The sequence below is a fragment of the Clostridium chromiireducens genome (assembly GCF_002029255.1).
Classification (GTDB): domain Bacteria; phylum Bacillota; class Clostridia; order Clostridiales; family Clostridiaceae; genus Clostridium; species Clostridium chromiireducens.
This window is the reverse complement of the sequence record NZ_MZGT01000009.1, coordinates 78,775-104,644: the sequence shown is the minus strand read 5'-3', so window position 1 is coordinate 104,644 and position 25,870 is coordinate 78,775. Positions and strand designations below refer to the sequence as shown.

Below are 25,870 nucleotides of genomic sequence, written 5' to 3'. Positions count from 1 at the left end.
AATATTATCATTGGAAATAAAATAAAATATGCTGTGTTATCATTTTGACTTGATATAATGAACATAAATACAACATATGCACATGTTAATATTAATATTTTTTTGTTTTTTTTCTGTGAGTATTTATATAAATTTACAATTGTTAAAACAATCCAATAAAAAGTTAGTTCGTGAGTTCCACTTGTACCTATTAATCCCGTTACATGATCTTCATACATTGAATTACTTTGCACATTTCTCATTAGAAAATATGTATAATCTAGCTGTTTTATTAATATTGGAATATTTATAATAAAGTAGGTATTTAATATTATAAATAAATCTTTCAGAATAAAATTTTTCAATCCACCTCTATTCTCATTGGCTAACATTAAAATATAAATTACAACACTCAAATTTGCCATTCCTTGAGAATAAAAGTTACTTATGAATAAAGGTTGTATCCCATTATTAATTAGATTTATTATTAATATAAATACATATACTAATCCAATGATCGAATCTATTATTGTTATTCTAAAATTATTTCTTCTTCTAAGAATTATTGCAACTATAATTATTATGCTTACGTATGAAATATATGTCATTTGATTAAACCATCTTAAAAACAATATTTGAAAAATAAAATACATTAATATTATTTTATCAAAAAAATACAATTTGTTTTTTTCTTGCATTACCTCACCATTTTCCTTTTATAATTCTTTTTGTATTTTTAATAAAAATTTCTAAATGCTAGAACAAAACATTTTATCCTTATAATACCAGTTTTTCAATAACTTTTTTGCTTTTGCAATTTTACTTACTGTACTCTTTCTATGAGCTATTTGTTTTTAGCATTTCAATAATTTTATTTACTGTTTTGAGTTATTTCACTAATATTATCTTCATGTATTTCAGATTCTCTTTATTAAACTCCACCTATATTTTTTTCATCTACTTCTAATAGAATATAATGATTTGCAAATTCTCTTCACACAATTCCGCATAATTCGTGGTGAAATTATATATATATATGTTTTAATTAAATCATTTTTAAATATTCTTGTATATTTATATTTTTTTAAAATTTCTAAGCTCTCTTTTCTATTATTTGTAGAGGAGTGAATGATTCTAGCATAATATATTTTCCACATTGCAATATATTCTAGCATATAATAAAGTTTTTCACCTTGTACATTATATTTTAGAATATACTTTTCAGGGTAATCAAAAAAATCAGCATTTATTTTACCATTATATCTACTTGCACTTCCAATAATATTTTGTTGATATATAGCACATATCTTTGTAGAAAAAGCCACATCATATTTTAATGTAATTCGCGCCCACATATCCAAATCCTCCCAATTTCTCAACCCTTCTTGAAAGTATCCAATATCATAGAACACTTCTTTTTTTACTACTGCTGATGATGCAGTAAGATATATATCTTTTTTAATTTTATAATAAAAATAGTTTTCTATTATAAAGTCTTTCTCTTCCATATTTCTTCGTTTTGATTCTATTTGTTTTTCATAATCATTTAAACCTATCGCTGTCCCATAGACTTTTAAATTTGGATATTTATTCATTAAACTTATTATTGTTTCCAAAAAATTCTCATACCAAATATCATCTCCATCTATGAATGCTATAAATTCTCCTTCAGCTTTTTTTATCCCAAAATTTCTGGCCGCCGATGCACCAGCATTAGCTTGCTTATACACTTTTATCCTATCATCATTAAAACTGTTAGCTATTTTAAGACTATTATCTGTAGAACCATCATCAATAATTATTAACTCAAAGTCTGCGTAAGTTTGTTTTAATACCGATTCAATTGTTTTGTATAAGTATTTCTCCTTATTGTATAGTGGTATTACAACAGAAAATTTAAGCATCTTGTTTATCTCCTTTTATATTTTAATCAAGTTATCCTAAAATTCACTAAAATGTAAATTACTTCATAACTCTAGTTATCTTGCCAATCGCTAACTTTTTAAATAGTATAAAACAAATCAAATTCTATAGTATTTTTATTTATTTAATTTGACAAGAAAATATGCTTTGTAACTATGCATTTTTATTACTTTTAAAACTTATCCAATACGTGAATTCACTATAACCTCCTAAAAAATAAAAATCAACCAGTCATTTATTTAAACTTATCTTGTAAATAATTGCATCCTGAATTTCTACATATTTTTCATTATATATCCTTCTCTTGGTATTAAATTTTACTACTGATATAACTTGTAAAATAGTTGAAACTCGACCATCAACTAAACATGTTAAAAACTCTACATATTACCAACAAATTTTTTTAATATATGAAACACTTCTTTTCACCTTACATTTCTTCTCAAACTTAACACTTTCATTAAAAATATTAACGATATATAGAGGAATATCTCTTACAAGTAGTATTCCACATCTCTTAATCCCCAATAAAATACATTTTATTTTGCTTGATTCATCTTTATGCATTTGAGCTAAGCTAGCTCCTTCTAAAATTAGTCGATTAGTCACATATTTTTTATCTACTTTATTCTGATGAACTTTATGTTCTACCGATGCATTTGCAATATAATAAATTTCAAAGCCCTTATTAATTATTTTGCTACAAATATCACATTCCTCGCCTAAATAAAGCTTATTTCCTTGTATACCTAACTCAGAATTAAACTTACCAACTATATTAAAAATTTCTTTCTTAAAAATCATATTTGCTCCTATCGGAAATTCTCCTCTTCTTAATATTCTATCTTTATTTCCATATAATGTTTCTCCTATTATAGAAGCAAATGTATCTGTAAACCAAGTTGGTTTCGGTTCGTTCCAAACAGGTATTATTTTTCCTGCTGCACACATAATGTCGTTGTTAATATTAAAAAATTTCTCTATATTTTTTAAATAATTTATATCAACACATGTATCATCATCTATAAATATAATTATATTACCTTTTGCATTGTCTATACCAGTATTTCTAGCATTTGATAGTCCAATTTTTTCTTCAAATATATATCTGATATTAGTATTGTTTTCTACGAAATTAATACATATCTTTTCAGTATCATCCTCTGAATTATTGTTAACTATAACAATTTCATAGTTATCCTCAGGATAATTATTATTTAATATGCTATTTATACATTTTTTTATTAAATTACTTCTATTGTAAGTACAAATAACTATACTTATATACATATTACTAAGACCCCCATTTATTTCTACTCATTTCCACGAATCCTTATTATTCTAATTGGATTACCAACTGCTACAGAGTTGTGTGGTAAATCCTTATTAACTAAAGTATTAGCTCCAATAACACATCCATTTCCAACTTTAACACCATCCAAAAATACTGCACCTGCTCCAATCCAACAATTATCACCAATTTTTATTCCTTTATTTGTTACACCCTGTTCTCGTATTAATTGGGTCATATCGTCGTAATAGTGATTTTCGGAATGAAATCTGATGTACTGTCCTGCTACAACATCATTGCCAATTTCAATTCCTCCGGCAGCGCCAAAAAAGCAATCCGAGCCAAAAGTTGTCCTGTCACCTATCCGAACACCTTTTCCTATCTTTTGCAATCCTCCTGTACATTGGATTATTGTTCTTTTTCCAAGAACAACCGAATCTCCTATTATAACACCATCAGTAGATAACGCATCTATTTCACAATCATCATGAATCTTAGCTTTATTTCCCACTTGTAAATATCTCTTCTCATACAATTTAACCCCGCGACCAACGAATATACTGGATGAAATGGATTTACTGAAAAAGGAGATAATTCTTCCCCTGATCATCATCCAACCATATGACCAACATAATCTAATAATATACGAAATGCCAATCCTTCTATCTAACTTAAAATTTTCTTTTCCAACAATCTTCATTGCTTTATCCATAATTTTCATATAGCAACTTCTCCCTACTGATACAGCTTATCATTTTGTTTGACAAAAGTTTTATATTCGCAAATTTTATTTAATTCTAAAATTTTAGCATTATATGCCTCTAAATCTTCTATCTTAATATTATTAATTATATTCTTTAATTCCTGAACAGAGCTAGCTTCTATCACCCAATTAGGATTTAAAACAATATCTTTAGCACCTACATTTTCGCTCACTAAAACTGGAACTCCATAGCTTAAGGCTTCCAAAACTGTAAAACCAAATGTTTCGTAACATACACTAGGAGCAACTAACAAGTCGGTTTTATCAAAAATGCTTTCAAGTTCTTCGTAATTATAGCCATCTTGGATTTCCATATATGGACTAATTTTATTAGTTACGCTATACATATTTAATTCAAAATTTCTATTTCCTTCATCCCATAACTCATCCAAAGCTTGCTTTAAAACACTAAATCCTTTATATGGCTTTGCCGGCGCAAGATATGTAATCTTCAACTTACCATGATTAAATTTTTTCTTCTTGCGATTATCTGCAATTCCCTTATGAGTTATGTTAACAACTCTTCCATCCTTAGGTATGAAATATCGTTTATAAACCATTTCAGAAACTGATGAATTGAAGTGAATAACATCGATGTTTTTTAAAATATCGATATAATATTCTCTTAATTGTTTATATTTTTCTACTCTGCTATTAATCTCATTCTGCGCTAGTTGACATTTCACATTTCCTGTAGCCTCAAAGAACTGATTACGATGTTTTCTTCTTAACGCCTTAGTAATTGACAAATTTTTCATCTGACGATACATAGGTGACTGCAACAGCATAATCTTTTTCAAAGATAATGCTGTTTGATTGCAGTTAATACAATCCTCACATCCATGGTCATTATCGCAAACAGATCCATTATAGAAGAGTGTAACTTTAGGACATATACCATAATAATCATGTGTAGTAAAAACAGTTTTAATGTTAAGTTCTTTTGCCGCAATAATAAATTCCTTATGAATTCCCATCAACGTATGAATATGTATAGCATTAGGTGAAAACTTCTCCAAGAAATCTTTATAGATCTCCTTATTTCCCTTAGTCATATACATTTCTACATTTATAATTCCCTCATCTAAAGCAACAGGCAATGGATTTATAATCTCAAAACTGTGTATCCAATTTATATCAATTCCCTGTTTAATTGATGATTTTCGAAATGCTACTCTTATCTGTCCTGGCCAAAGTAATCCAACATCATGACCTTGCTCTCTCTGCGCTATCATTAAATCAGTACAGTATTTGGTTAAACCACCTGTTCTATATGGTGGAAAACCCAACGCGTAATGTAAAATTTTCATTCTAATCTCCTATACATAAATCATAATTCAATAACTTTATCATACTGAATTAAATTACTAGATATTATTTCAAGCCCATTGAATGATTTTTCATACTCACTAACAATGTCTTCCCAGCTATAGTAATCATTAATTCTCTTTTTTGCCAACTTGCCTATAGCTATAATCTCTTCTCTAGACATGATATCAGCCTTATCAATAAGGTTTGCAAGCTCCATCTCTCCCTTCGTCCAATAAAGGGCGCTCTCTTCTCCAACCTCACTATTAAATCCAACATCCAATAACAAATTCAAATCAGTTGTAGCTAACGCTTCTAATAAAGATGGATTGGTTCCCCCAACTTCGTGTCCATGAAGATACCCATATGCGTTTTCTCTAATTTTTTTCAATAATTCTTGATTATATACTGTTCCTACAAACTTTACTCTTTTATCTTTATCAAAGTTTGTCCTCGTTCTTAATTCCTCATAAAATTTATTCTTTTCTACATTTGTTATTAATACAAAATCTTTGTCAGTTTTTGATTTCATAAATTCAGTTATCATAGTTTCATAATTATTTTCTGGAACAAATCGTCCTACAACTAAGTAATATTCTTTTTTCTTAACATACTTTTCTCTATACCATTCTATCAAGGTATTATCATCATCAGATAATTTGGATTTTTCGGTGTCAGCTCCATAAGCTATAAAAATTGTCTTTGGATTGTATTGTTTATAATCTTCTTGTATATACTTCTCAATATTTTTGGAATCGCATATTAATAAATCTGCATGTTTAACCATATACTTTTCGGATACCTTCCAATATTGTCTTATAGCTTTATTCCACTTAGCTCTTTTCCATTCATGTCCATCTGGATTAACAATTAACGTTCCACCTAATGCCTTAAGTTTTCTTTTATAATACCCTAAAAATGGCCCTATTCTACAAGCTAAAATGTATACTATTGAATTTTTTATTTTATTCCTTTTTATGTGTTTAATAGTTTCCTTTAATGCGGCTATATCATAATAAACCGCTTTTGCAGCCCCTATATTAGGTACTTTAACATTAAAACACCTAGCGCCATTATATTCAAATTCTTTAATGTTATCTGCTAAGCAAGAAACATGATATTTTATTTCTTTACTTTTTTTACCTTCTGTCAATTTTTCAACAAAGGTCTCAAACCCACCATATTTTGCTGGTATTCCTTTTGAGCCTATAATAAATACATGTTTCATCTTACTTCCCCTATCTTGCATGTTCATCACCAAATAACACTCCAACTGTTTTAAATACCAGCATTACATCAACAAACGTATTTCTTTCCTTAACGTACTTAACATCCAATTTCATCCAATCCTCAAAGCCGATATCACTTCTCCCCGATACCTGCCAGTAACATGTAAGTCCCGGTTTTACCTCTAATCTTTTCATCATCCAGCCTTCGAATTTCATTACTTCTTTTGGAAGTGATGGTCTTGGTCCTACTAAACTCATTTCCCCTTTAAATACATTGATTAATTGTGGCAATTCATCAATACTCGTTTTTCTAATGAACTTTCCAATTTTAGTTATCCTTGGATCATCTTTCATTTTAAACATAGGGCCATTCATTTCATTTTTAGAAGTCAGCTTGTCCTTTAATTCTTCTGCATTAACTACCATTGATCGGAATTTATACATTTTGAATCTCTTACCATTTTTCCCCACTCTCTCTTGAGAAAAAATAGCATTTCCTTCTGATTCCATTTTTATCAAGATAGCTACAACTAAAAATATTGGGCTTAAAATTATAAGTCCAATCAATGAACATATTAAATCTATAGTTCTCTTTAAAAAACAATACCCTAATCTACTACTTTCTTCTTCATCCACTTGTTCTTTAAACAAAACTTCTTCCCTATTAAATTCTAATTGCTCCACTTCATTCACCCCTAAAAACTTTTTTTCTTATACTAAATTATCAATAGCTTTTAAGATTCTATGCTTTTTTATCAGAACTTATTACTCTATCGTTATTTTCCAACAAAAAGCAACCAACCAAAAAACTATCAAGGCCGGTTGCACTATTAACTCACCATATATAAAGTGCCCAGATAAAATATACGGTTCACTGTTTCCTTAAAAAAATTATACCATATATTACACCATTTGTTAACTTCAAACCCAGTATCCATCCTATTATTCGTACTACATAATAAGACATACTATGGTAAAATCACATTTTAAAAAAGGAAAATATTGTTTTCCTTTCCCTAATTTTTTCACCAACGAATTCAATTCTGTCATTATTTAGCAGTTTTTCAGAACTATCTTTAAGGATATCTTTATTTATACTTTTGTTTATTAACTCCAGAGCATTGTTAATGCCTGTATTTCTCTTATTAATATTATGCGCATCTGAACCTATAAAGTTATAAATGTTATTATCTAATAACACATCGGCTGTTCTCTTAACCTTTTCGCCAAATTTCCCTTCTATACTTCCTGCGTTTAATTGAAATAAATATCCTTCATTAATAAACCCATTAATAAGACTAGGCTTTTCTATAATAGGCTTATACCTTTCAGGATGAGCTATTATTGGAACAATTTCTCTAACTTGAAGCTCATAAAGAACATCAAATATATTTTCATCAAATTTATGCATTGGAAATTCAATAAGCATATACCTTGAATCGTTTATTGTTCCTATCTTTCCTTGTATGTAATAATCTATTATGTTTTCATTAAAGTATACTTCCTGCCCGCTATATACTTTAACATCTATTTTTTCCTGTTCTAGTATCGTATTAATTTCTTGTACGTAGTTCTTTATTTCATCAATTGTCGCCTCTCCATATTCAAGTAAATAGTGAGGCGTAGCCACAATTTTTTTAGTCCCATCTTTTTCTGCATTTCTAAGCATATCTAAAGTCATTTCCATACTCTTAGATCCGTCGTCAATTCCTGGTATTATATGTGAATGAATATCTATTATCATATTTACTCCTATTTAGCTTCTTTACTTTCATCACTACTTCCATAGTAATAATAGTATTTACCTCTAGTATTCTCCACTGCATGTAATACAGTACCTAATATATTAGCTCCAACCTTAGTTAATAGATTTTTCGCTTCAATTACTGAATCCCTGCTAGTTCTTTGTGCTCTTATTACAAGTATAGTTCCATCTGCTTTTGTTGAAAGAATCTGAGCATCTGTAACTGCTTGAAGTGGTGCACTATCAAGAATTACTATATCGTATTGTTCCCTTAATTTTTCTATCAAATTAGTCATAGATACTGATGACAGCATTTCTGAAGGATTAGGTGGAATTTTACCTGATGTTAATATATCAAGATTTCCATTACGGTTTTGTATTACGTCTTCTAGATTTTCTTTTCCTATAAGTACTTCTGATAAACCACTTAAATTAGATATTTTAAAGTTTTTATGTACAGAAGGCTTTCTTAAATCACAATCTACTATTATAACTTTTTTATCATTCTGAGCAAAAGATAAGGCTAGATTTCCTGATACCGTAGACTTTCCTTCTGCTGCTTCAGCACTAGTAATTACTATTGTTTTAATAGCCTTATCAAATGATGAATATTGTACATTTGTTCTTAGAGTTCTATAAGCTTCAGATACTATAGACTTTGGTTTCTTTTCCACTACAAACCCTTTGTAATCTTGATTAGCTACTGCCTTATGCAGTTTTTTCGCTGTAAACATCTCTCATCCCCCTATTCCAAATCATCAGGAATTGCGCCAATAACAGGTATTCCTAATATTTGTTCTACTTGTTCCTTATTCTTAAAAGTATTATCTATAAATTCTAATAAAAACGATAACCCAACACTGATCATAAGTCCAACTAAAAATGCAATAGCTATGTTCATTTTATTATTAGGACTAGCTGGATTTTCTGGTAATTTTGCCGGCTCGATTACTTTAACATTTCCATTTGGTATAAGTTCTGTAGATGTTTTAATAAATTCACCAGTAATAGAATCTAATACGACCTTGCTTAATTCCCTGTCCTTACTTATATATTTTATTTCCAAAATTTGCGTATTTGCTGTCGGAGTGACAGTCAAATCACTTAGAATTTCTTCTGAAGTTGTATTTAAATTTGATGTATTAATAGCTTTTTCAACTAAAGCATTGGTCTTTATAACTTCTGCGTATGTCTTTAATAACTGTTGATACATTTGAATATCACTATTGTTATAATTTTGATCTTTACTATCTGTTCTCTCTTTTCCAATGAAAACTTTTGTGCTAGCTTCATATTTAGGTGCGATTACAAAAATACTAATAATTCCTACTGTTAAAGTTGTAAGTAATGTTATGGAAAGTATCATTTTCCATCTTTTTAATAAAATATCTGCTATTTCTTCAATTCTTATAAATTCTTCACTTCTTATATTTTCTTCATTCATCTGCTAAACTCCCTATTTCTCTATTTTCACAATACTTGTCCTAAAATTTATCAATAACTAAGCTACTTAACTTTAATAAACTTCTATTCCAAAATTGTACATACCATTAATTTTATAAAGTTCCTCAAAAAAATATTCCCCCTAAAATAGTTAATTATTATTTTTATATCCACCTTTAACATTATAACATAAATTTTTCTCATATCATACTTATGATTCCATTTATATTGAAAATTTAATATTTAGTCCTTTATTTTCCAAAAAAATTTACTAATAATTACATTTACATTAATACTTTCTTACAAAATTTTAAAATACTGTGTATGCTTTCAACAGATTACAATAATATCAAGTTACTTAATTTATCTATATAATCAGAAAAAACTGGTAGTCTTTTACGCAGTGTTGCATAAAAAAATAGCTGTAATCATTTCTTCAGCAAAAGTTGTTCCATTCCTGCTTGTCATTAGCTTGCCTAAGAAACAAGCAGAAATGGCGCTACTTTTGCCGATAGAAATCCACAGCTATTCTCTCGATTCACATATTAGATAAATCCAAATTACGTATGAGGATTATAATAATATTAAGTTACTTATATTTATCTATATCACCAGAAATAGAAGGTGCTCTTTTACGCAATGTTGCATAAAAAAAATAATTGTAGGCATTTCTTCAGTAAAAGTTGTTCCATCCTTGCTTGTCACGAGCTTGCCTCGGGAACATGCGAGGATGGGTACAACTTTTACTGGTAGAAATCCACAATTATTCTCTCGATTCACTTATTAGATAAACCCAAATTACGTATGCGGATTATAATAATATTGAGTCACTTATATTTATCTATATCACCAGAAAGAACTGGTAGTCTTTTACGCAGTGTTGCATAAAAAAATAGCTGTAATCATCTCTTCAGCTATTCTCTCGATTCACATATTATGTAAATCCAAATTACGTATGCGATTATAATAATATCAAGTTACTTATTTTATCTATATCACCAGAAAGAACTGGTAGTCTTTTACGCAGTGTTGCATCGAGAATATGGCTGAAGGCATTTCTTCAGTAAAAGTTGTTTCATTCAAACTTGTCCAAATTTTATATTTTGAACTAGTTAAATGATTACAACTTTCAAGAGCATAAGCTTAAGTTCTAAACTTGATTTATGCCTTTAAATATATATTTCACCAGAAAGAGAAGGTGCTCTTTTACGCAGTGTTGCATAAAAAAATAGCTGTAATCATTTCTTCAGCTATTCTCTCGATTCACATATTATGTAAATCCAAATTACGTATGCGATTATAATAATATCAAGTTACTTATTTTATCTATATCACCAGAAAGAACTGGTAGTCTTTTACGCAGTGTTGCATTGAGAATATGGCTGCAGGCATTTCTTCAGTAAAAGTTGTTTCATTCAAACTTGTCCAAATTTTATATTTGGAACAAGTTTGAATGAGTACAACTTTTACTGGTAGAAATCCGCAGCCCTATTCTCTAGCAACCGAGTAACAGACTACCAGTTCTTTCGGTTTTTATATCACAAATTAAGTTATCCAAATAAAGTTCTATCACTTAATGCTTCTGATCCATTTGCTTTTTCGAATAGTCCTAGAAGTTTATTGTTATCTAGTTTTTCTTTATCTTCACCTTTAACATCAACTAAGATTTGACCTCTATGCATCATAAAAAGTCTATTTCCATGTTCAAGAGCATGTTTAAGATTATGTGTAACCATAAGAGTTGTTATTCCACTATCCTTAACAATGTTTCTTGTTATTTCCATGATTTTTTCTGATGTCTTAGGATCTAATGCTGCCGTATGTTCATCTAACAATAATAATTTAGGTTTCGACATTACGGACATCAATAGAGTCAACGCTTGTCTTTGTCCTCCAGATAAAAGTGTTACTTTATTATAAAGCTTATCTTCTAGCCCTAAATTAAGCTCTCTTACCATTTCCTTATAATAATCTATTCTCTTTTTATTGATTCCAAAGCTAAGACCAAAAGTCTTACCTTTATTATCTGCAAGAGCAATATTTTCTAAAATCGTCATATTAGGTGCTACTCCCTTTGACGGATCTTGAAATACTCTTCCAATAGATTTAGATCTTGCATACTCTGGTTTATTAATAACTTCATTACCATCTAATAATATAGATCCCGAATCCGCTTGAAGGGTTCCTGATATCATATTTAAAAGTGTTGATTTACCTGCTCCATTAGAACCAATAATACTTATAAAATCACCTTGTTTAACATCTAGAGATAATCTATCAAAAACTCTGTTTTCATTTATAGTATTTGGATTAAACACTTTGGATAGTTGTTTCACTTTTAACATTTTGTGCACCACCTTCCACAAGAGTCTTTTTCTTTCTGAATTTAAAAATTCCATTATTAGAGCATAGTGCTACAACAACAATTATTGCTGTCATTAATTTTAAATCATTAGCAGTTATTCCTACTACAGATCCATATTTTAATACAAGGGCAATGGCACATTTATAAATAATTGCACCAAATATTGATAATGTAGTTGCTTTTATAAAAGAAATCTTTTCAAATAAAGAACTTCCTATAATTACAGCTGCAAGACCCATTACTACTGTACCTGTACCCATACCAACATCACTGAAACCTTGGTATTGAGCCATCAATGCTCCTGCAAGTGCAGCTAATCCATTACTTATAACAAGTCCTAGTATTTTAACTAAGTCTTTATTTACTCCAATTGAAGAAACTACCTGCTCATTATCACCTACTGCTATAAGCAAAAATCCTGATTTTGTCTTAAGATATACATCAAGTAATAATTTTACTACTAAAAGTATTATTAAAATAATTACCACAGCTGGGATTCCTGATTTAAATATATTTCCTACATTAAACAAAGGGACATTTGCTTTCCCCATTATTCTTAAGTTTATTGAATATAATCCTATCATCATAAGTATTCCAGCCATTAAATTATCAATCTTAAACTTAACATGTAAAAAACCTGTTATTGCTCCAGCTATTGCACCTCCAATGGCTGCTGCTATAATACTAATCCATGGATTAACTCCATTAACTAGAAGTGTTGATGAAATAGCAGCTCCCATTGGGAATGTACCGTCAACAGACATATCCGGAAAATCTAAGATTTTATACGTTATATATACTGCAATGGCAACAATCGAGAATAGTAGTCCCTGTTCTAAAATGTTAATTAAAACATCCACTACTCAACGCCTCCAGTTACCTTTTTACAACTTGATTCTATATCTGATGGAATTGTAATATTTAATTTCTTTGCAACATCAGTGTTTATAGTAAATGACATTTTACTTAATGTACTTATTTCAACTTCTGATGGCTTCTTTCCACCTAATACTTCTGCAGCCTTATATCCTGCTTCTTTTCCTAATTGGTAGTAATCTATACCTATAGATGCAAGACCACCTTTAGTAACTACCGCTTCTTCTGCACCTATAATAGGAATATTCTTATCTAAACAAAGTTTACCTACTAATGCATATCCTGAAGCTACTGTGTTATCAGTTGGTGTATATAATACATCCATTTCACCTAATGCACTTGCTAAATTTTGATTTATTTCATTTACATTAGTAACTCCAACTTCTTTTACAGCTAATCCTTGTTTTTGAGCTGCTGCTTTAAGTTCATCAACTTGAATTACCGAATTTGTTTCTGAAGTATTATAAATAACACCTACAGTCTTAGCATTTGGTAATAATTGCTTAAGTAATTCTATTTGCTTATCAACTGGAACCTTATCTGATGTACCAGTAACATTTGTACCTGAACTCTTCCAATCCTTTGCTACTTCTGCTTTTACTGGATCTGTTACAGCTGTGAATATTATTGGAATATCCTTAGTTGAATTATACGCTGCTTGAACTGCTGGTGTAGCAATTGCAAAAATTAAATCCTTTTTAGCATCTGCAAATTGTTTAGAAATTGTTTGAGCATTAGCTTGTTCACCTTGAGCATTTTGTTGTTCAATCTTAATATTTTTTCCGTCCTCAAATCCTTTTTCCTTCAGACCATCAACAAAACCTTTGTTAGATGCATCAAGCGCATCATGTTGCACCAATTGAACAACACCAATATTTTTTACTGCTGATGCAGTACTTCCATTGTTAGAATCTGTTGCACTTTTTCCGCATCCTGCAAGGATTCCTCCAACTAAAACTGTGCTTAATAGCATAGCTAACTTTCTTTTTCCTACCATGTTTCCATCCTCCTACTAATTTTCCTTATTATCAATTTCCTACTATACTCCAGAACCTTAAACGTCACTAACAAATATAATCATAAATATATATCTATATTTATGATAAATACTCAAATAAATTGATAATAATTTATAAATCTTTTAAATTATAATATCATAATTTAATTTTTTTGTAAAGTTACCCCGCAATACTTCGAGGCTTTTTAAGTATTTTATTATAAAAATTATAACTATATAGGAAGTGACCTATGACCTATTCCTATAACCACTTCATCTAGATGTAATAATCCTATGTTTAAGAATATACATACCGATATATGTTCTCCACCTCTTGCTATTCCTATTTTTCCTCCGACATTTAAACCACTTGCCCTATTACCTATTTGAATAATAGCATCTCTCGCCGCACCAATAAGAGCACCTTCGTGTAAATGTTCTTCCCTTATCAGCCCATTCCTCTTCGCTGCAACTAACGCACTCTCAAGTATCTTTGTAATCGACGAATTAATATTCCCACCTACATTTACAGCAGTAACCTTTATTCCCTTTTCATCATAAACTTTCTTAAGACGCTCCTCCTCATGTCTATCACATATAGCCATCTTAGTAGCAATTTTAGCAACCTTTGTACTATTACTTTCCATTTTTTCACTCTCCAATCAATCGAAACCTATAACATTACTCTTTATTGACCTAAACATATACCTGTTTTATTATAGTCATTTTCCAATTTAGATATCATGTAATTATATATTCTTTCACTGAATATTCGGTTCGATATATTAACTTTTCCATCTTTATTTTCAAAATATCCATAAAGGTAACCTAATTCTATAAGTGGATTATCATTATTAAAACTCTTAACATTTCCTCTTACTATTATGTCTTCAATATAATCATAAAGTTCTTTATTATTTTCCAAGTTCTTGATCAGACTATCGAATAACGTATTTTTTTCTTCTAAAATTATCTTGACTGCCTTATGAATGTCTTTAATAGTCCACGGCTCTTTATCAAATTCATAAATTTTCTCATCTACTATTTGGCATAATCTGCTAACCAAAAATGGATACCCACTTGTAAAAAAATGAAGTTCTTCACTTAATTTATCTATATCCATTAACAGAGAATTTTCTATAGCATATTCATTTAGCATAGTAATTATTTCTTTAGGTGAAAAACTCATGTCTATATTGAAATCCACTGCAATATTCCACGGAGAATTATATTTTGCCTCGTTCTCGTTTCTAATCTTTATTTTCAAACTTTTTACATCATGAACTCCTGCTAGAATAACGCTTTTAAACGTGAAATCCTTCCCAACTTCTCTTGATAAATACTTGTTTCTAAGCATTCCAATAAAACTTAAAAATAATTGATTATTTGAACTTTTATCTACTTCGTCTACTATTAAAACAACATCCTTTTCAGCACCCTCAACAAATCTTGTTATTACTTCTGATAATTCTTCAATATCATTAATTTCTAGGTTTAGTTTTTCTAATCTCTCTTTTTCTTCTTTATCTACAAATGATAATTCTTTAATAATTAATTTCAAAAATTTATTGCAGAACTTTTTTTCGTCTTCAAATACAATATCGCCAATTCCTTCAAAGCTTATATTTATAACTAAATATAATTCCTTTAACTTATTATTTATTTCATTTAAAGTCGTTGTCTTTCCATACTGCCTGGGCCTATTTATTGTAAAATAGAATTCGTTATCTATAAGTTTTTTTATCTGCTCAATTTTATTACTTATATCAACCATGTAATGCTTTTGTGAAACGCAAACCCCTGTACTATTAAATCTTTTTCCCATAAATATAAAACACACCACCTTAAATTTTCAATTAAAATCTGCTTTACTTTAACATATGAAATTAATACCAATTTAAAAATCATATAAATATTTTTCTTATCTTTATAACATTATACCATAACTGCTAATTAATCAAAGGGGCTCATATACCTCAAAATAAAAGCAAAAAATCCCCTATCGGGGATTATTAACTTAATCTGTTCATACTCTATAAAGTCCGCTTATGGGAAAACCCATTGGAATTATACAATATTTTTCAATAAATTCTTTTGTTTTATTAATAGAAATTTCCTATTTGTCTAAATTTATTATATCTCTCGTTAAGTAATGACTCTAAATCTTTTCCTCTTAATTCAGCTAAAGCATCTATAATACTTTTTTTAACACTTTCAACTGTTTTAGCTGGATTTTTATGTGCTCCACCCCTAGGTTCTTTTATTATATCGTCAACTATGTTAAAATCCTTTAAGTTTTTAGCTGTGATTTTCATAACAGCAGCTGCTTCTTTTGCACGGCTTGCATCTTTCCATAAAATCGATGCAAATCCTTCTGGAGAAAGAATTGAATATATGGAATGCTCCATCATGAAAATTCTATCTGCAACTGTTAGCGCTAGAGCTCCACCGCTTCCACCTTCACCTGTAACAATAGATACTATTGGCGTTTTTAATCTGCTTAATTCAAAAAGGTTATTTGCTATAGCCTGACCTTGGCCTCTTTCCTCTGCTCCTACTCCACAAAATGCACCTGGAGTATCTACAAAACAAATAACTGGTCTTTTAAATTTTTCTGCTTGTTTCATTAGTCTTAAGGCTTTTCTATATCCTTCTGGATTTGGCATACCAAAGTTTCTTTGTATATTTTCAGTGGTATTTGAACCCTTTGTTATAGCAATTACAGTGACGCTTATATCATTGATTGATGCAATTCCTCCAATAATGGATTTATCATCTCCAAAATTCCTATCACCATGAAATTCTATAAAATCTTTAAATATAGTTTCTATATAAAATTTCCCTGTTGGTCTGTCTTTATGCCTTGCTATCTCAACACTTTCCCATGGTGTTACATTAGTCTTTATAAATTCTTTATCCATTATTTCTCACCCCATGTAAAATAAGAATTTTATATATGCATGCTCTTATGTTTTTTCTTTCAACAATGCTATCTACAAATCCTTTTTGCATCAAGAATTCGGCCTTTTGAAAATCATCTGGAAGACTTTCTTTTATTGTATTTTCTATTACTCTTCTTCCTGCAAAACCAATTAAGGCATCTGGTTCACTTAATATAATGTCACCTTCCATAGCAAAACTTGCTGTTACTCCACCTGTAGTTGGATCTGTTAATACAGAAATGTATAAAAGACCTGCTTCATCATGTTTCGCAAGGGCTGCACTTATTTTAGCCATTTGCATAAGCGAAAAAATTCCTTCCTGCATTCTGGCACCACCGGATGCAGTAAAAATAATAACTGGAAGTTTATTCTCCGTAGCATATTCTACAATTCTTGTGATTTTTTCACCAACAACTGTACCCATACTTCCCATCATAAAAAAACTATCCATAATAGCGCAAGCCACATTTATTCCATTTAACTGACCTACACCTGTTACAACTGCTTCTTTACTATCAGTTTTTCCACTTTTAAGTTTCTCTTCATAGCCTTTAAAGTCTAATGGGTTTGTAGTCTTCAAATCTCTCCAAAACTCTTTAAAAGTATCCTTATCAAAAAGAATTTTTATTCTTTCTTTTGCGTTTACTCTAAAATGATAGCCACAAACCGTGCAAACATGTTTAGTATTTTCTAAATCTTCACCATATATCATTGCATTACACTTGTCACATTTTACCCACATTCCTGATGGAATAGTTGGTTTTTCCTGTGGCTTACTATTTCTAACAACTGAAGGTCTGACTGTTGCATATTGTTGTTTTTTTATAAATAGGTCCTTAAGAGACATCCTTATTCACCATCTTTTCTGCTAAAAATGAGGTATCATAATCACCTTCTAAGAATTCTTTAGTTTCAAGTATAGATAACTCAAAATTAATATTTGTTTTTACTCCACCTACCGCAAATTCTGATAATGCTCTATTCATCTTTACAATAGCTTCATTTCTATCATTTCCAAAAGTGATTAATTTAGCTATCATTGAATCATAGCAATGTGGTATTTTATATCCACAGAATATTGCTGAATCCACTCTTACTCCCATTCCACCTGGAACGCAAAGTTCTTCAATTGTTCCTGGGCATGGTCTAAAATCATGTTCTGGATCTTCTGCATTTACTCTGCATTCTATAGCATGACCTTTAATCTTTATATCATCTTGTGTAAAGCTAAGTTTTTCACCTGATGCTATTTTTAACTGTTCTTTTACTAAATCTATTCCTGTAATCATTTCAGTAATTGGGTGCTCTACTTGTATTCTTGTGTTCATTTCCATAAAGTAAAAATTATTCTCTTTATCGAATAAAAACTCAATAGTTCCAGCATTTTTATAATCTACTGCACTTGCTGCTCTTTTAGCGATTTCACCCATTTTATGTCTTAACTCTGGCGTTAATACATTAGATGGAGCTTCTTCAAGAACCTTTTGATTCTTTCTTTGCATTGAGCACTCTCTTTCACCTAAATGAACTACAGTACCATGTTCATCAGCTAAAATTTGAAATTCAATATGCTTTGGCTTTTGGATATATCTTTCTATATATAATGAATCATCTCCAAAACAGGCTTTCGCTTCTGATTTTGCAGTTTTAAATCCCATTAAGAATTCTTCATCATTTTTTGCAATTCTTATACCTTTACCGCCGCCACCAGCTGATGCTTTTATCATTATTGGATATCCAATTTCTTTTGCTATTTCTAGAGCATGATTTTCATCTCTTATTTCGCCTTCATATCCTGGAACTACAGGAACTCCAGACTCTTTCATTATTTCTCTAGCTCTAGCCTTATTTCCCATCTTTTCAATAGTTTCATAATCAGGTCCTATAAATTTAATGTTACACTGTTTACACATCTTTGCGAATTTTGGATTTTCTGATAAGAATCCAAATCCTGGATGTATAGCATCAGCACCGGTTAGAACACATGCACTTAAGATATTAGTTATATTTAAGTAGCTATCTTTTGGCATTGCAGGTCCAATACATACAGCTTCATCTGCTAACTGCGTATGAAGTGCTTCTCTATCAATTTCTGAATAAACGGCAACTGTACTTATTCCCATTTCCCTACAAGCTCTAATTATTCTAACTGCGATTTCTCCTCTATTGGCAATTAGCACTTTCTTTAACATATTTATCACCTATCCTACTGCAATGCAAAAAGTATTTCTGCTTCGCAAACTGTTTTCCCATCAACTGAAGCTATTCCTTTGCCTATTCCTATAGGTCCTTTTATTTTTATAATTTCACAATATAAATCTAACCTGTCACCAGGTACAACTTTTCCCTTAAATCTAACTTTATTAGTTCCTGCAAATAAAGGAGTCTTTCCTTTATATTTTTCCATTGAAAGAATAGCAACTGCTCCTGCTTGAGCTAATGCCTCAATTTGTAATACCCCTGGCATAATTGGCTCTTGTGGATAATGTCCCTGAAAATAAGCTTCATTAGCAGAAACATTTTTATATCCTTTTACAAACAATTTTTCTTCTATATCCATTTCAATAACTCTGTCTATTAACAGCATAGGATATCTATGAGGTATTATTTCTTTAATTTCATTTACGTTAAGCAATCCCTATTCCCCCTTAACCTTAAATAATGGCTGGCCATATTCAACCATATCACCATCATTAGCTAGACGTTCAACAATTACACCATTATATTCACTTTCTATTTCATTCATAAGTTTCATAGCCTCAATTATGCATATAACTTTGCCTTTTGAAACTTTACCACCTACTTCTACAAAAGACGAACTTTCTGGTGATGCTGAAGAATAGAACGTTCCTACCATTGGAGCTGTTATGATGCTTACATCTTTGTCATCTATAGCTGCTTCTTTTACAGAATTTATAGCTTCTTCTTTTGCTGCTACAGAGCTAGCTGCACTTTCATTTGAGACAGTTGAATTTATAGCAGCATTAGCATTAACAGGAACACTAACAGCAGCCCCACTATTATCAGCTAATCCTCTGCTTAAAGATTTATCCATTTTTATATGATCATTATTACTTTTAAGCTCAAAAAATGCTAGGCTTGAAGAATCAACCAATTTAATAAGCTCCTTTATTTTTTCAAAGTCCATAAATATATCCTCCCTTAAATGGATGAATAATTAAACTTAATGATTAATGATGAATAACTGAGGACGAAACTACTTCGGAGTTTCTTTTATTTCATAGAAATCCCGCCTGGAATTCCCCCCTCAATCATTCATTATTCATCATTCATCATTCATCGTAATAAAAAAAATTATTTCCATTTCTTTAATAATAAAGTTGCATTGTGTCCGCCAAATCCTAATGAATTTGTAAGTGCATATTCTAATTCTTGCGCTCTTCCTACATTAGGTACGTAATCTAAATCTAATCCTTCATCCTTTGTTTCATATCCAATTGTTGGTGGAACAAATCCTTCTTGCAGTGCTTTTGCACAAATTATTGCTTCAATTGCTCCTGCTGCACCTAAAAGGTGTCCTGTCATCGACTTACTTGATGATATTGGAATCTTATAAGCAGCTTCTCCAAAAGCATTTTTAATAGCTAATGTTTCAAACTTATCATTTAATTCTGTTGAAGTTCCATGAGCGTTAATATAAGATACATCTTCTGGCGTTATTCCAGCTTCTTGAATCGCATCTTTCATAGCTCTTGCAGCACCAGTACCTTCTGGATCTGGTGAAGTAATATGATATGCATCACAAGTTGAACCATATCCTACTATTTCAGCTATTATATTAGCACCTCTAGCTTCTGCATGTTCTAAAGATTCAAGAATTACAACTCCTGCACCTTCTCCCATAACAAATCCGCCTCTATCCTTATCAAAAGGAATAGATGCTCTACTTGGATTATTTCCTGAATTTAAAGCTTTCATGCTATGGAATCCAGTAACTCCAAGTCTAGTTATAGGTGCTTCTGCTCCGCCTGCAAGCATTACATCTGCATATCCATGTTTTATAGTTCTAAATGCATCTCCTATATTGTTTGTTCCTGTTGCACATGCAGTTACTGCTGATGTACATGGTCCTTTTAATCCATGCTTAATTGCTACATTTCCTGCTCCTAAATTTACTATTGTCATAGGAACGAAGAATGGTGAAACTCTCTTAGATTTTCCAGTAGCAATTTTTGTACATTCATCTTCAATAGTTTGGAATCCACCTATTCCTGATCCAAGCATTACTCCGAATCTTTCTAGGTTTTCTTTTTCTAAATCTATACCAGAATCTTTTATTGCTTCATCTGATGCTACTAATGCAAATTGTGAGAATCTATCTAATCTCTTTGCTTCTTTTCTACCTATTAATGTATCTGGATCAAAATCTTTAACTTCTGCTGCAATTTTTACATCTATTAAATCTTGATCAATTAATGTTATAAAATCTATTCCTAATTTTCCTGCTTTAGCATTATTCCAAAATGTATCTACATCATTTCCTATTGGAGTTAATGCTCCCATCCCCGTAATAACAACTCTTCTTTCCATAACTCAACTCTTCCTCCATTACATTAGCATTCCGCCATCAACTTGGATAACTTGACCAGTAACATAGTTTGAACTTTCACTTGCAAGGAAAGCTACAACTTCTGCTACATCATTTGCAGTCCCAAGTCTCTTAAGCGGTATATTATTTTTCATTTCTTCTTTATATTTTTCGCTTAACGCTTCTGTCATATCTGTTTCAATATATCCTGGTGCCACTGCATTTACATTGATTCCTCTTGAACCAACTTCTTTTGCAAGTGACTTAGTCATTCCAATTACTCCAGCCTTAGATGCTGAATAATTTACTTGACCTGCATTACCTGATATTCCAACAACTGAAGAAAGATTTATTATCTTTCCATATTTTTGTTTTACCATAATTGGAGTAATAGCTTTTAAGCAATTAAATACTCCTTTTAAATTAACATCAATAACACTATCGAAATCTTCTTCTTTCATTCTAAGTATTAATGTATCTTTTGTAATACCAGCATTATTTACCATGATATCAATGCTTCCGAATTTTTCTTTTGCAGATGCAATAAGTTTCAGAGCTTCTTCTGCCTTAGAGATGTCTCCTTTTACGCATAGAGTTTCTACACCCATATCTTTTATTTGACTTTCAACTTCTAAAGCTTCTTTTTCATTGCTTCTATAATTTATAACTATATTTGCCCCAAGAGAAGCAAGCTTTAAAGCAATCGCTTTTCCAATTCCTCTTGATGCTCCAGTAACAATTGCACATTTTCCTTTTAGCATATACTATTTCCTCCTATATTTCAACTCATAACACAACCACAATTAATATTAGATTTCCATATTAATTGTGGATAATTATTAACTATTCAATTTTTCAATGGTACTATTTAATGAAGCCATATCTTCAACATTTAAAAGATTAGCGCTTTTATTTATCTTCTTAACAAATCCCCTAAGAGCTTTTCCTGGTCCAACTTCAATAAAAGTATCAACACCACTGTCAATCATATGATTTATAGTCTTTTCAAAAAGTACAGATGATCTTATATGTTTCTTAAGTAACTCTTTAACATCATCTTCTTTATCATAAGGAAGTCCTTTTACATTTGAATATACTGTTTTATTAACTTCTTTAATTTCTACAGTTTTTATTGTGTTAAAGAATTCTTCACTTGCTGGCTCAAGAAGAGAGCTATGGAATGGTCCACTTACTTTTAAAGGAATTCCAAGGCCGCCTAATTCTTTTGCAATTTTTACTGCTTCATCAATTGCGTTATTTTCACCTGAAATAACTACTTGACCTGGACAGTTAAAGTTAGCACCTTCTACTATTCCAAATTCACCTGCTCTAGTTAATAATTCTTCTATTTTCTCATCACTTAATTTTAGCACAGCAGCCATTTTACCAAGTCCTTCTGGTAGAGCGCTGCCCATAATTCTTCCTCTTTCTTTAATAAGTAGTAATCCTTCTTCTAAAGAAAGTGCTCCCCCGTATATTAATGCTGCATATTCCCCTAAACTAAGTCCTGCTGCATAATCTGCCTCAATATTATTAATTTCTAATGCTTTTAGAGCTATTAAAGACGCAACAAGAATTGTAGGCTGCGCATTTTCAGTAGCTGTAAGAAGATCTTCAGGCCCTTCAAACATCATCTTCTTAATAGGCATTTGTAAAATCTCTTCACTACGATCTAAAAGTTCTTTACATTCTGGTATATTATCACAAAGTTCTTTTGCCATCCCAATAGTTTGAACCCCTTGACCTGGGAAAAGAAATGCGGTTTTACTACTATTCATGTCTGCCTCCAAAACGCTTAAATATTTCATCTGCTTCTGTAAATAATTCTTCAATCATTTCTTTACATGTTTGTTCCTTACAAATAAGTCCAGCTATTTGACCTGACATAAGAGATCCATTATCAACGTCACCATCTACAACAGCCTTTTTAAGCGCACCAATCCCAAGCTTTTCTAGCTCTTCAACAGATGCTCCTTCTTTCTCTAATTTCAAGTAATTTCTTGCAAGCTTATTTCTTAAAACTCTTACTGGATGACCTGTTGGTCTTCCTGTTACTTCTGTATCTATATCATTAGCCTTTAATATCTTTTCCTTATAATTTTGATGTACTGTACACTCTTTAGCTACTAAGAATCTTGTTCCAACTTGAACGCCTTCAGCACCTAACATAAATGATGCAGCCACACCTCTTCCGTCACCTATACCACCTGCTGCTATAACTGGAATATTAACAGCATCTACAACTTGTGGCACTAATGTCATAGTTGTTAATTGTCCTACATGACCGCCTGATTCAGTTCCTTCTGCAATAATTGCATCAGCTCCCGCTTTTTCCATTCTTTTTGCTAAAGCTACTGAAGCTACAACTGGTATAACTTTGATTCCATGAGCTTTCCATTTTTCCATGTATTTTCCTGGGCTTCCTGCACCAGTTGTAACAACGGATACGCCTTCTTCGCATACCAAATCAGCTATTTCATCAGCATTTTCTGCTCTTAGCATTATATTAACTCCGAATGGTTTACTCGTCATTTCCTTAGCTTTTTTTATTTGCTCTCTTACCCATTCAGTTGGCGCCGCACCTGTTATTATTCCAATCCCACCAGCTTCACTTACACCTGAAGCCAAAGAAGCATCTGCAATTCTTGCCATACCACCTTGAAATATAGGATATTTTATTTTTAATAGTTCACACACTCTATTTTTTTCCATAATAAACTCCTCCTACCATTATCAAACTACAAATTACTATCTATACTACCTTGTTACTAATACAATAATGGATCAACTATTTGTCTTTATCGTATTTAAGAGCTATCTAGATAAAATAACCTATTATATGATAAGTAATTTTACTATATATAAGATGTAATTATCAATTGCATCCCTAAAAAATTAAAAATAAGTTCATATTCTCCAATAAAATCTTTATTGACATTTTATAATTTTACCATTCTACTAATGTAGCTGCATAGGTTAATCCCCCACCAAATGCAACTAAAATAAATTTATCCCCTTTATTAATTAAGTTCTTTTCATACATTTCATTTAACACTATTGGAACTGATCCTGCTGATGTATTACCAAACCTATCTAAATTCAAATACCATCTCTCTTCATCAATTCCAAGTTTATTAGCAGCTGACTTTATAATTCTATAATTTGCTTGATGTGGAACTATATATTTAATTTCGTCTAGAGAAACTCCTGTGTCTTTTAATATTTCATTAACTGACTCTACTATTGCATTAGTAGCAAATTTGAATACTTCTCTACCGTTCATTTTAATTATTCTATCTTTTAATTGTGGTTCCTTAGTAAATGGAGTATTAAAATCAGCAGCTCCTATAGTTAAAGCTTCTCCTTTTGCTCCATCTGATCTTAAATATGATTTTATAATTCCTTTTGAGTCACTTGGTTCATTTTTAAGTACGGCTGCACCACCACCGTCACCAAAAAGAATGCAGGTTCCTCTGTCTGACCAATCCATTACTTTTGAAAGTACTTCTGCGCCTACTACTAAAGCATTTTTATAATTCATTGATTTCATCATACTATTTGCTATTTCAAGTCCATATAAGAACCCTGAACAAGCAACGCTTATATCAAAACAAGCGGCTTTGCCTGCATTTAATTTACTTTGCATTATACAAGCAACAGATGGTATGAACATATCTGGCGAAATTGTAGCAACGATTATTAAATCTAAATCTTCTGCTTTAACACCTGCTCTCTCAAGAGCAATTTTTGCTGCTTCTATTGAAATGTCAGATGTATTTTCACCTTCTGAAATTCTTCTTTCTGTAATGCCTGTCCTTTCAACTATCCAATCATTATTTGTGTCAACAAATTCACTTATCTTTTCGTTTGTAACCACTAAAGATGGTACATACGCGCCAATCCCCGCAATTGTAACATTATTCATAGTGCTCTCCTTTTTTATTCTAATTTATATTTTTCTTTAAAAAAGTCATTTATTTTATTTAAAGAGGAGATTAGAATTTCTTCCTCATCTAAACTTAAGCCTTCTATTGCATTATTTATCATTTCTCTATGAAATCTTTGATGCAGCCTAAAGGCTAACTTTCCTCTTTTAGTTAACTTTACTAAAACTACTCTTCTGTCCTCTTCTATTCTTTCTCTTTCAACATAACCTTTTTTTATTAATCTGTTAATCGCAGTTGTTAATGTACCTACAGTAATCTTTAATTTTTGAGCTATCTCTGACATTGTTCGTTCATTATACATGCCTATAACTTCTATTGTGTGTATTTCTGTTATTGAAATATCTGAAAGCACACCACTTTTTAAAGTCTGTTCTTCAATCTGTAAGACGTCATTAAATAACTGCACCAAGAGTTCATTAATCAATGTTGTTGATTTACTCATTCATCTGCACTCTCCACTTTAGCACCTAAAAATCATTTGATAATACATTTATATTTTAATGCCTTAAAATAT

Annotated in this window: 26 protein-coding genes and 1 riboswitch; all 26 genes read right to left on the bottom strand. The window is 30.8% G+C overall.

Features of this window, described 5'->3' with window-relative positions:
• A partial coding sequence (locus CLCHR_RS04675; protein ID WP_139376210.1) for a hypothetical protein occupies positions 1-587 on the bottom strand: 587 nt, incomplete at its 3' end.
• Between the two features lie 345 nt (positions 588-932).
• Positions 933-1,883 carry a glycosyltransferase family 2 protein gene (locus tag CLCHR_RS04670; protein ID WP_079438531.1) on the bottom strand — a complete coding sequence of 317 codons (951 nt, stop codon included), beginning with the start codon at positions 1,881-1,883 and terminating at the stop codon, positions 933-935.
• Positions 1,884-2,289: 406 nt separating this feature from the next.
• Positions 2,290-3,192, bottom strand: coding sequence for a glycosyltransferase family 2 protein (locus CLCHR_RS04665; RefSeq protein WP_079438530.1), 903 nt, complete (start codon positions 3,190-3,192; stop codon positions 2,290-2,292).
• A 23-nt stretch (positions 3,193-3,215) separates the two neighbouring features.
• On the bottom strand, positions 3,216-3,914 hold the full coding sequence (locus tag CLCHR_RS04660) for an acyltransferase (protein WP_079438529.1): 699 nt from the start codon (positions 3,912-3,914) through the stop codon (positions 3,216-3,218).
• 14 nt (positions 3,915-3,928) lie between these two features.
• Complete coding sequence (locus CLCHR_RS04655) at positions 3,929-5,266, bottom strand: glycosyltransferase (protein WP_079438528.1); 1,338 nt, start codon at positions 5,264-5,266, stop codon at positions 3,929-3,931.
• Positions 5,267-5,286: 20 nt separating this feature from the next.
• Positions 5,287-6,492 carry a beta 1-4 rhamnosyltransferase Cps2T gene (gene cps2T / locus CLCHR_RS04650; RefSeq protein WP_079438532.1) on the bottom strand — a complete coding sequence of 402 codons (1,206 nt, stop codon included), beginning with the start codon at positions 6,490-6,492 and terminating at the stop codon, positions 5,287-5,289.
• A gap of 10 nt (positions 6,493-6,502) precedes the next feature.
• Positions 6,503-7,177 carry a sugar transferase gene (locus CLCHR_RS04645; protein ID WP_079438527.1) on the bottom strand — a complete coding sequence of 225 codons (675 nt, stop codon included), beginning with the start codon at positions 7,175-7,177 and terminating at the stop codon, positions 6,503-6,505.
• Between the two features lie 123 nt (positions 7,178-7,300).
• Positions 7,301-7,384, bottom strand: a riboswitch (cyclic di-GMP riboswitch).
• Positions 7,385-7,472: 88 nt separating this feature from the next.
• Entirely contained in the window at positions 7,473-8,234 is a 762-nt protein-coding gene (locus CLCHR_RS04640) for a tyrosine-protein phosphatase (RefSeq protein WP_207652302.1), read from the bottom strand.
• Between the two features lie 11 nt (positions 8,235-8,245).
• A complete protein-coding gene (locus CLCHR_RS04635) occupies positions 8,246-8,971 on the bottom strand; it encodes a CpsD/CapB family tyrosine-protein kinase (RefSeq protein ID WP_079438525.1) in 726 nt (241 codons plus the stop codon).
• 11 nt (positions 8,972-8,982) lie between these two features.
• On the bottom strand, positions 8,983-9,681 hold the full coding sequence (locus tag CLCHR_RS04630) for a YveK family protein (protein ID WP_079438524.1): 699 nt from the start codon (positions 9,679-9,681) through the stop codon (positions 8,983-8,985).
• A 1,549-nt stretch (positions 9,682-11,230) separates the two neighbouring features.
• Positions 11,231-12,025 carry an ABC transporter ATP-binding protein gene (locus CLCHR_RS04625; protein ID WP_079438523.1) on the bottom strand — a complete coding sequence of 265 codons (795 nt, stop codon included), beginning with the start codon at positions 12,023-12,025 and terminating at the stop codon, positions 11,231-11,233.
• Positions 11,991-12,905 carry an ABC transporter permease gene (locus CLCHR_RS04620; RefSeq protein ID WP_079438522.1) on the bottom strand — a complete coding sequence of 305 codons (915 nt, stop codon included), beginning with the start codon at positions 12,903-12,905 and terminating at the stop codon, positions 11,991-11,993. Before CLCHR_RS04620 ends, CLCHR_RS04625 begins: the two co-directional genes overlap by 35 nt.
• Entirely contained in the window at positions 12,905-13,918 is a 1,014-nt protein-coding gene (locus tag CLCHR_RS04615) for an ABC transporter substrate-binding protein (protein WP_079438521.1), read from the bottom strand. Before CLCHR_RS04615 ends, CLCHR_RS04620 begins: the two co-directional genes overlap by 1 nt.
• Positions 13,919-14,151: 233 nt before the next feature.
• Complete coding sequence (locus CLCHR_RS04610; RefSeq protein ID WP_079438520.1) at positions 14,152-14,565, bottom strand: HutP family protein; 414 nt, start codon at positions 14,563-14,565, stop codon at positions 14,152-14,154.
• 41 nt (positions 14,566-14,606) lie between these two features.
• Complete coding sequence (locus CLCHR_RS04605) at positions 14,607-15,743, bottom strand: P-loop NTPase family protein (RefSeq protein WP_242965988.1); 1,137 nt, start codon at positions 15,741-15,743, stop codon at positions 14,607-14,609.
• 277 nt (positions 15,744-16,020) lie between these two features.
• Positions 16,021-16,839: an acetyl-CoA carboxylase carboxyltransferase subunit alpha gene (locus CLCHR_RS04600; protein ID WP_079438519.1), complete on the bottom strand. Its 819-nt coding sequence runs from the start codon at positions 16,837-16,839 to the stop codon at positions 16,021-16,023.
• Positions 16,832-17,707, bottom strand: a complete 876-nt coding sequence (gene accD, locus CLCHR_RS04595; protein ID WP_079438518.1) for an acetyl-CoA carboxylase, carboxyltransferase subunit beta — start codon at positions 17,705-17,707, stop codon at positions 16,832-16,834. The genes CLCHR_RS04600 and accD overlap by 8 nt, the downstream gene beginning before the upstream one ends.
• Positions 17,697-19,052 carry an acetyl-CoA carboxylase biotin carboxylase subunit gene (locus tag CLCHR_RS04590; protein WP_079438517.1) on the bottom strand — a complete coding sequence of 452 codons (1,356 nt, stop codon included), beginning with the start codon at positions 19,050-19,052 and terminating at the stop codon, positions 17,697-17,699. The genes accD and CLCHR_RS04590 overlap by 11 nt, the downstream gene beginning before the upstream one ends.
• Before the next feature lie 14 nt (positions 19,053-19,066).
• Entirely contained in the window at positions 19,067-19,495 is a 429-nt protein-coding gene (fabZ, locus tag CLCHR_RS04585) for a 3-hydroxyacyl-ACP dehydratase FabZ (RefSeq protein WP_079438516.1), read from the bottom strand.
• Between the two features lie 3 nt (positions 19,496-19,498).
• Positions 19,499-20,008, bottom strand: a complete 510-nt coding sequence (gene accB / locus CLCHR_RS04580; RefSeq protein ID WP_079438515.1) for an acetyl-CoA carboxylase biotin carboxyl carrier protein — start codon at positions 20,006-20,008, stop codon at positions 19,499-19,501.
• 167 nt (positions 20,009-20,175) lie between these two features.
• Entirely contained in the window at positions 20,176-21,411 is a 1,236-nt protein-coding gene (fabF, locus tag CLCHR_RS04575) for a beta-ketoacyl-ACP synthase II (protein WP_079438514.1), read from the bottom strand.
• Between the two features lie 18 nt (positions 21,412-21,429).
• Positions 21,430-22,170, bottom strand: coding sequence for a 3-oxoacyl-[acyl-carrier-protein] reductase (gene fabG / locus CLCHR_RS04570; RefSeq protein WP_079438513.1), 741 nt, complete (start codon positions 22,168-22,170; stop codon positions 21,430-21,432).
• 78 nt (positions 22,171-22,248) lie between these two features.
• Positions 22,249-23,187: an ACP S-malonyltransferase gene (gene fabD / locus CLCHR_RS04565; RefSeq protein WP_079438512.1), complete on the bottom strand. Its 939-nt coding sequence runs from the start codon at positions 23,185-23,187 to the stop codon at positions 22,249-22,251.
• Complete coding sequence (gene fabK / locus CLCHR_RS04560; protein WP_079438511.1) at positions 23,180-24,121, bottom strand: enoyl-[acyl-carrier-protein] reductase FabK; 942 nt, start codon at positions 24,119-24,121, stop codon at positions 23,180-23,182. The genes fabD and fabK overlap by 8 nt, the downstream gene beginning before the upstream one ends.
• 235 nt (positions 24,122-24,356) lie before the next feature.
• Entirely contained in the window at positions 24,357-25,334 is a 978-nt protein-coding gene (locus CLCHR_RS04555; protein ID WP_079438510.1) for a beta-ketoacyl-ACP synthase III, read from the bottom strand.
• A 14-nt stretch (positions 25,335-25,348) separates the two neighbouring features.
• Positions 25,349-25,798: a MarR family winged helix-turn-helix transcriptional regulator gene (locus CLCHR_RS04550; protein WP_079438509.1), complete on the bottom strand. Its 450-nt coding sequence runs from the start codon at positions 25,796-25,798 to the stop codon at positions 25,349-25,351.
• Positions 25,799-25,870: the final 72 nt, after the last annotated feature.

Bases quoted from the DNA above. Each gene is read 5' to 3' on its own strand.
- CLCHR_RS04600 (WP_079438519.1), bottom strand. From the start codon at position 16,839: ATGGATAAAGAATTTATAAAGACTAATGTAACACCATGGGAAAGTGTT.
- CLCHR_RS04615 (WP_079438521.1), bottom strand. From the start codon at position 13,918: ATGGTAGGAAAAAGAAAGTTAGCTATGCTATTAAGCACAGTTTTAGTT.
- CLCHR_RS04605 (WP_242965988.1), bottom strand. From the start codon at position 15,743: ATGGGAAAAAGATTTAATAGTACAGGGGTTTGCGTTTCACAAAAGCAT.
- CLCHR_RS04630 (WP_079438524.1), bottom strand. From the start codon at position 9,681: ATGAATGAAGAAAATATAAGAAGTGAAGAATTTATAAGAATTGAAGAA.
- fabD (WP_079438512.1), bottom strand. From the start codon at position 23,187: ATGAATAGTAGTAAAACCGCATTTCTTTTCCCAGGTCAAGGGGTTCAA.
- CLCHR_RS04555 (WP_079438510.1), bottom strand. From the start codon at position 25,334: ATGAATAATGTTACAATTGCGGGGATTGGCGCGTATGTACCATCTTTA.
- CLCHR_RS04655 (WP_079438528.1), bottom strand. From the start codon at position 5,266: ATGAAAATTTTACATTACGCGTTGGGTTTTCCACCATATAGAACAGGT.
- CLCHR_RS04550 (WP_079438509.1), bottom strand. From the start codon at position 25,798: ATGAGTAAATCAACAACATTGATTAATGAACTCTTGGTGCAGTTATTT.
- cps2T (WP_079438532.1), bottom strand. From the start codon at position 6,492: ATGAAACATGTATTTATTATAGGCTCAAAAGGAATACCAGCAAAATAT.
- CLCHR_RS04590 (WP_079438517.1), bottom strand. From the start codon at position 19,052: ATGTTAAAGAAAGTGCTAATTGCCAATAGAGGAGAAATCGCAGTTAGA.
- CLCHR_RS04665 (WP_079438530.1), bottom strand. From the start codon at position 3,192: ATGTATATAAGTATAGTTATTTGTACTTACAATAGAAGTAATTTAATA.
- fabG (WP_079438513.1), bottom strand. From the start codon at position 22,170: ATGCTAAAAGGAAAATGTGCAATTGTTACTGGAGCATCAAGAGGAATT.
- CLCHR_RS04635 (WP_079438525.1), bottom strand. From the start codon at position 8,971: ATGTTTACAGCGAAAAAACTGCATAAGGCAGTAGCTAATCAAGATTAC.
- CLCHR_RS04660 (WP_079438529.1), bottom strand. From the start codon at position 3,914: ATGAAAATTATGGATAAAGCAATGAAGATTGTTGGAAAAGAAAATTTT.
- CLCHR_RS04610 (WP_079438520.1), bottom strand. From the start codon at position 14,565: ATGGAAAGTAATAGTACAAAGGTTGCTAAAATTGCTACTAAGATGGCT.
- CLCHR_RS04625 (WP_079438523.1), bottom strand. From the start codon at position 12,025: ATGTTAAAAGTGAAACAACTATCCAAAGTGTTTAATCCAAATACTATA.
- accB (WP_079438515.1), bottom strand. From the start codon at position 20,008: ATGGACTTTGAAAAAATAAAGGAGCTTATTAAATTGGTTGATTCTTCA.
- accD (WP_079438518.1), bottom strand. From the start codon at position 17,707: ATGTCTCTTAAGGACCTATTTATAAAAAAACAACAATATGCAACAGTC.
- fabF (WP_079438514.1), bottom strand. From the start codon at position 21,411: ATGGAAAGAAGAGTTGTTATTACGGGGATGGGAGCATTAACTCCAATA.
- CLCHR_RS04670 (WP_079438531.1), bottom strand. From the start codon at position 1,883: ATGCTTAAATTTTCTGTTGTAATACCACTATACAATAAGGAGAAATAC.
- fabK (WP_079438511.1), bottom strand. From the start codon at position 24,121: ATGGAAAAAAATAGAGTGTGTGAACTATTAAAAATAAAATATCCTATA.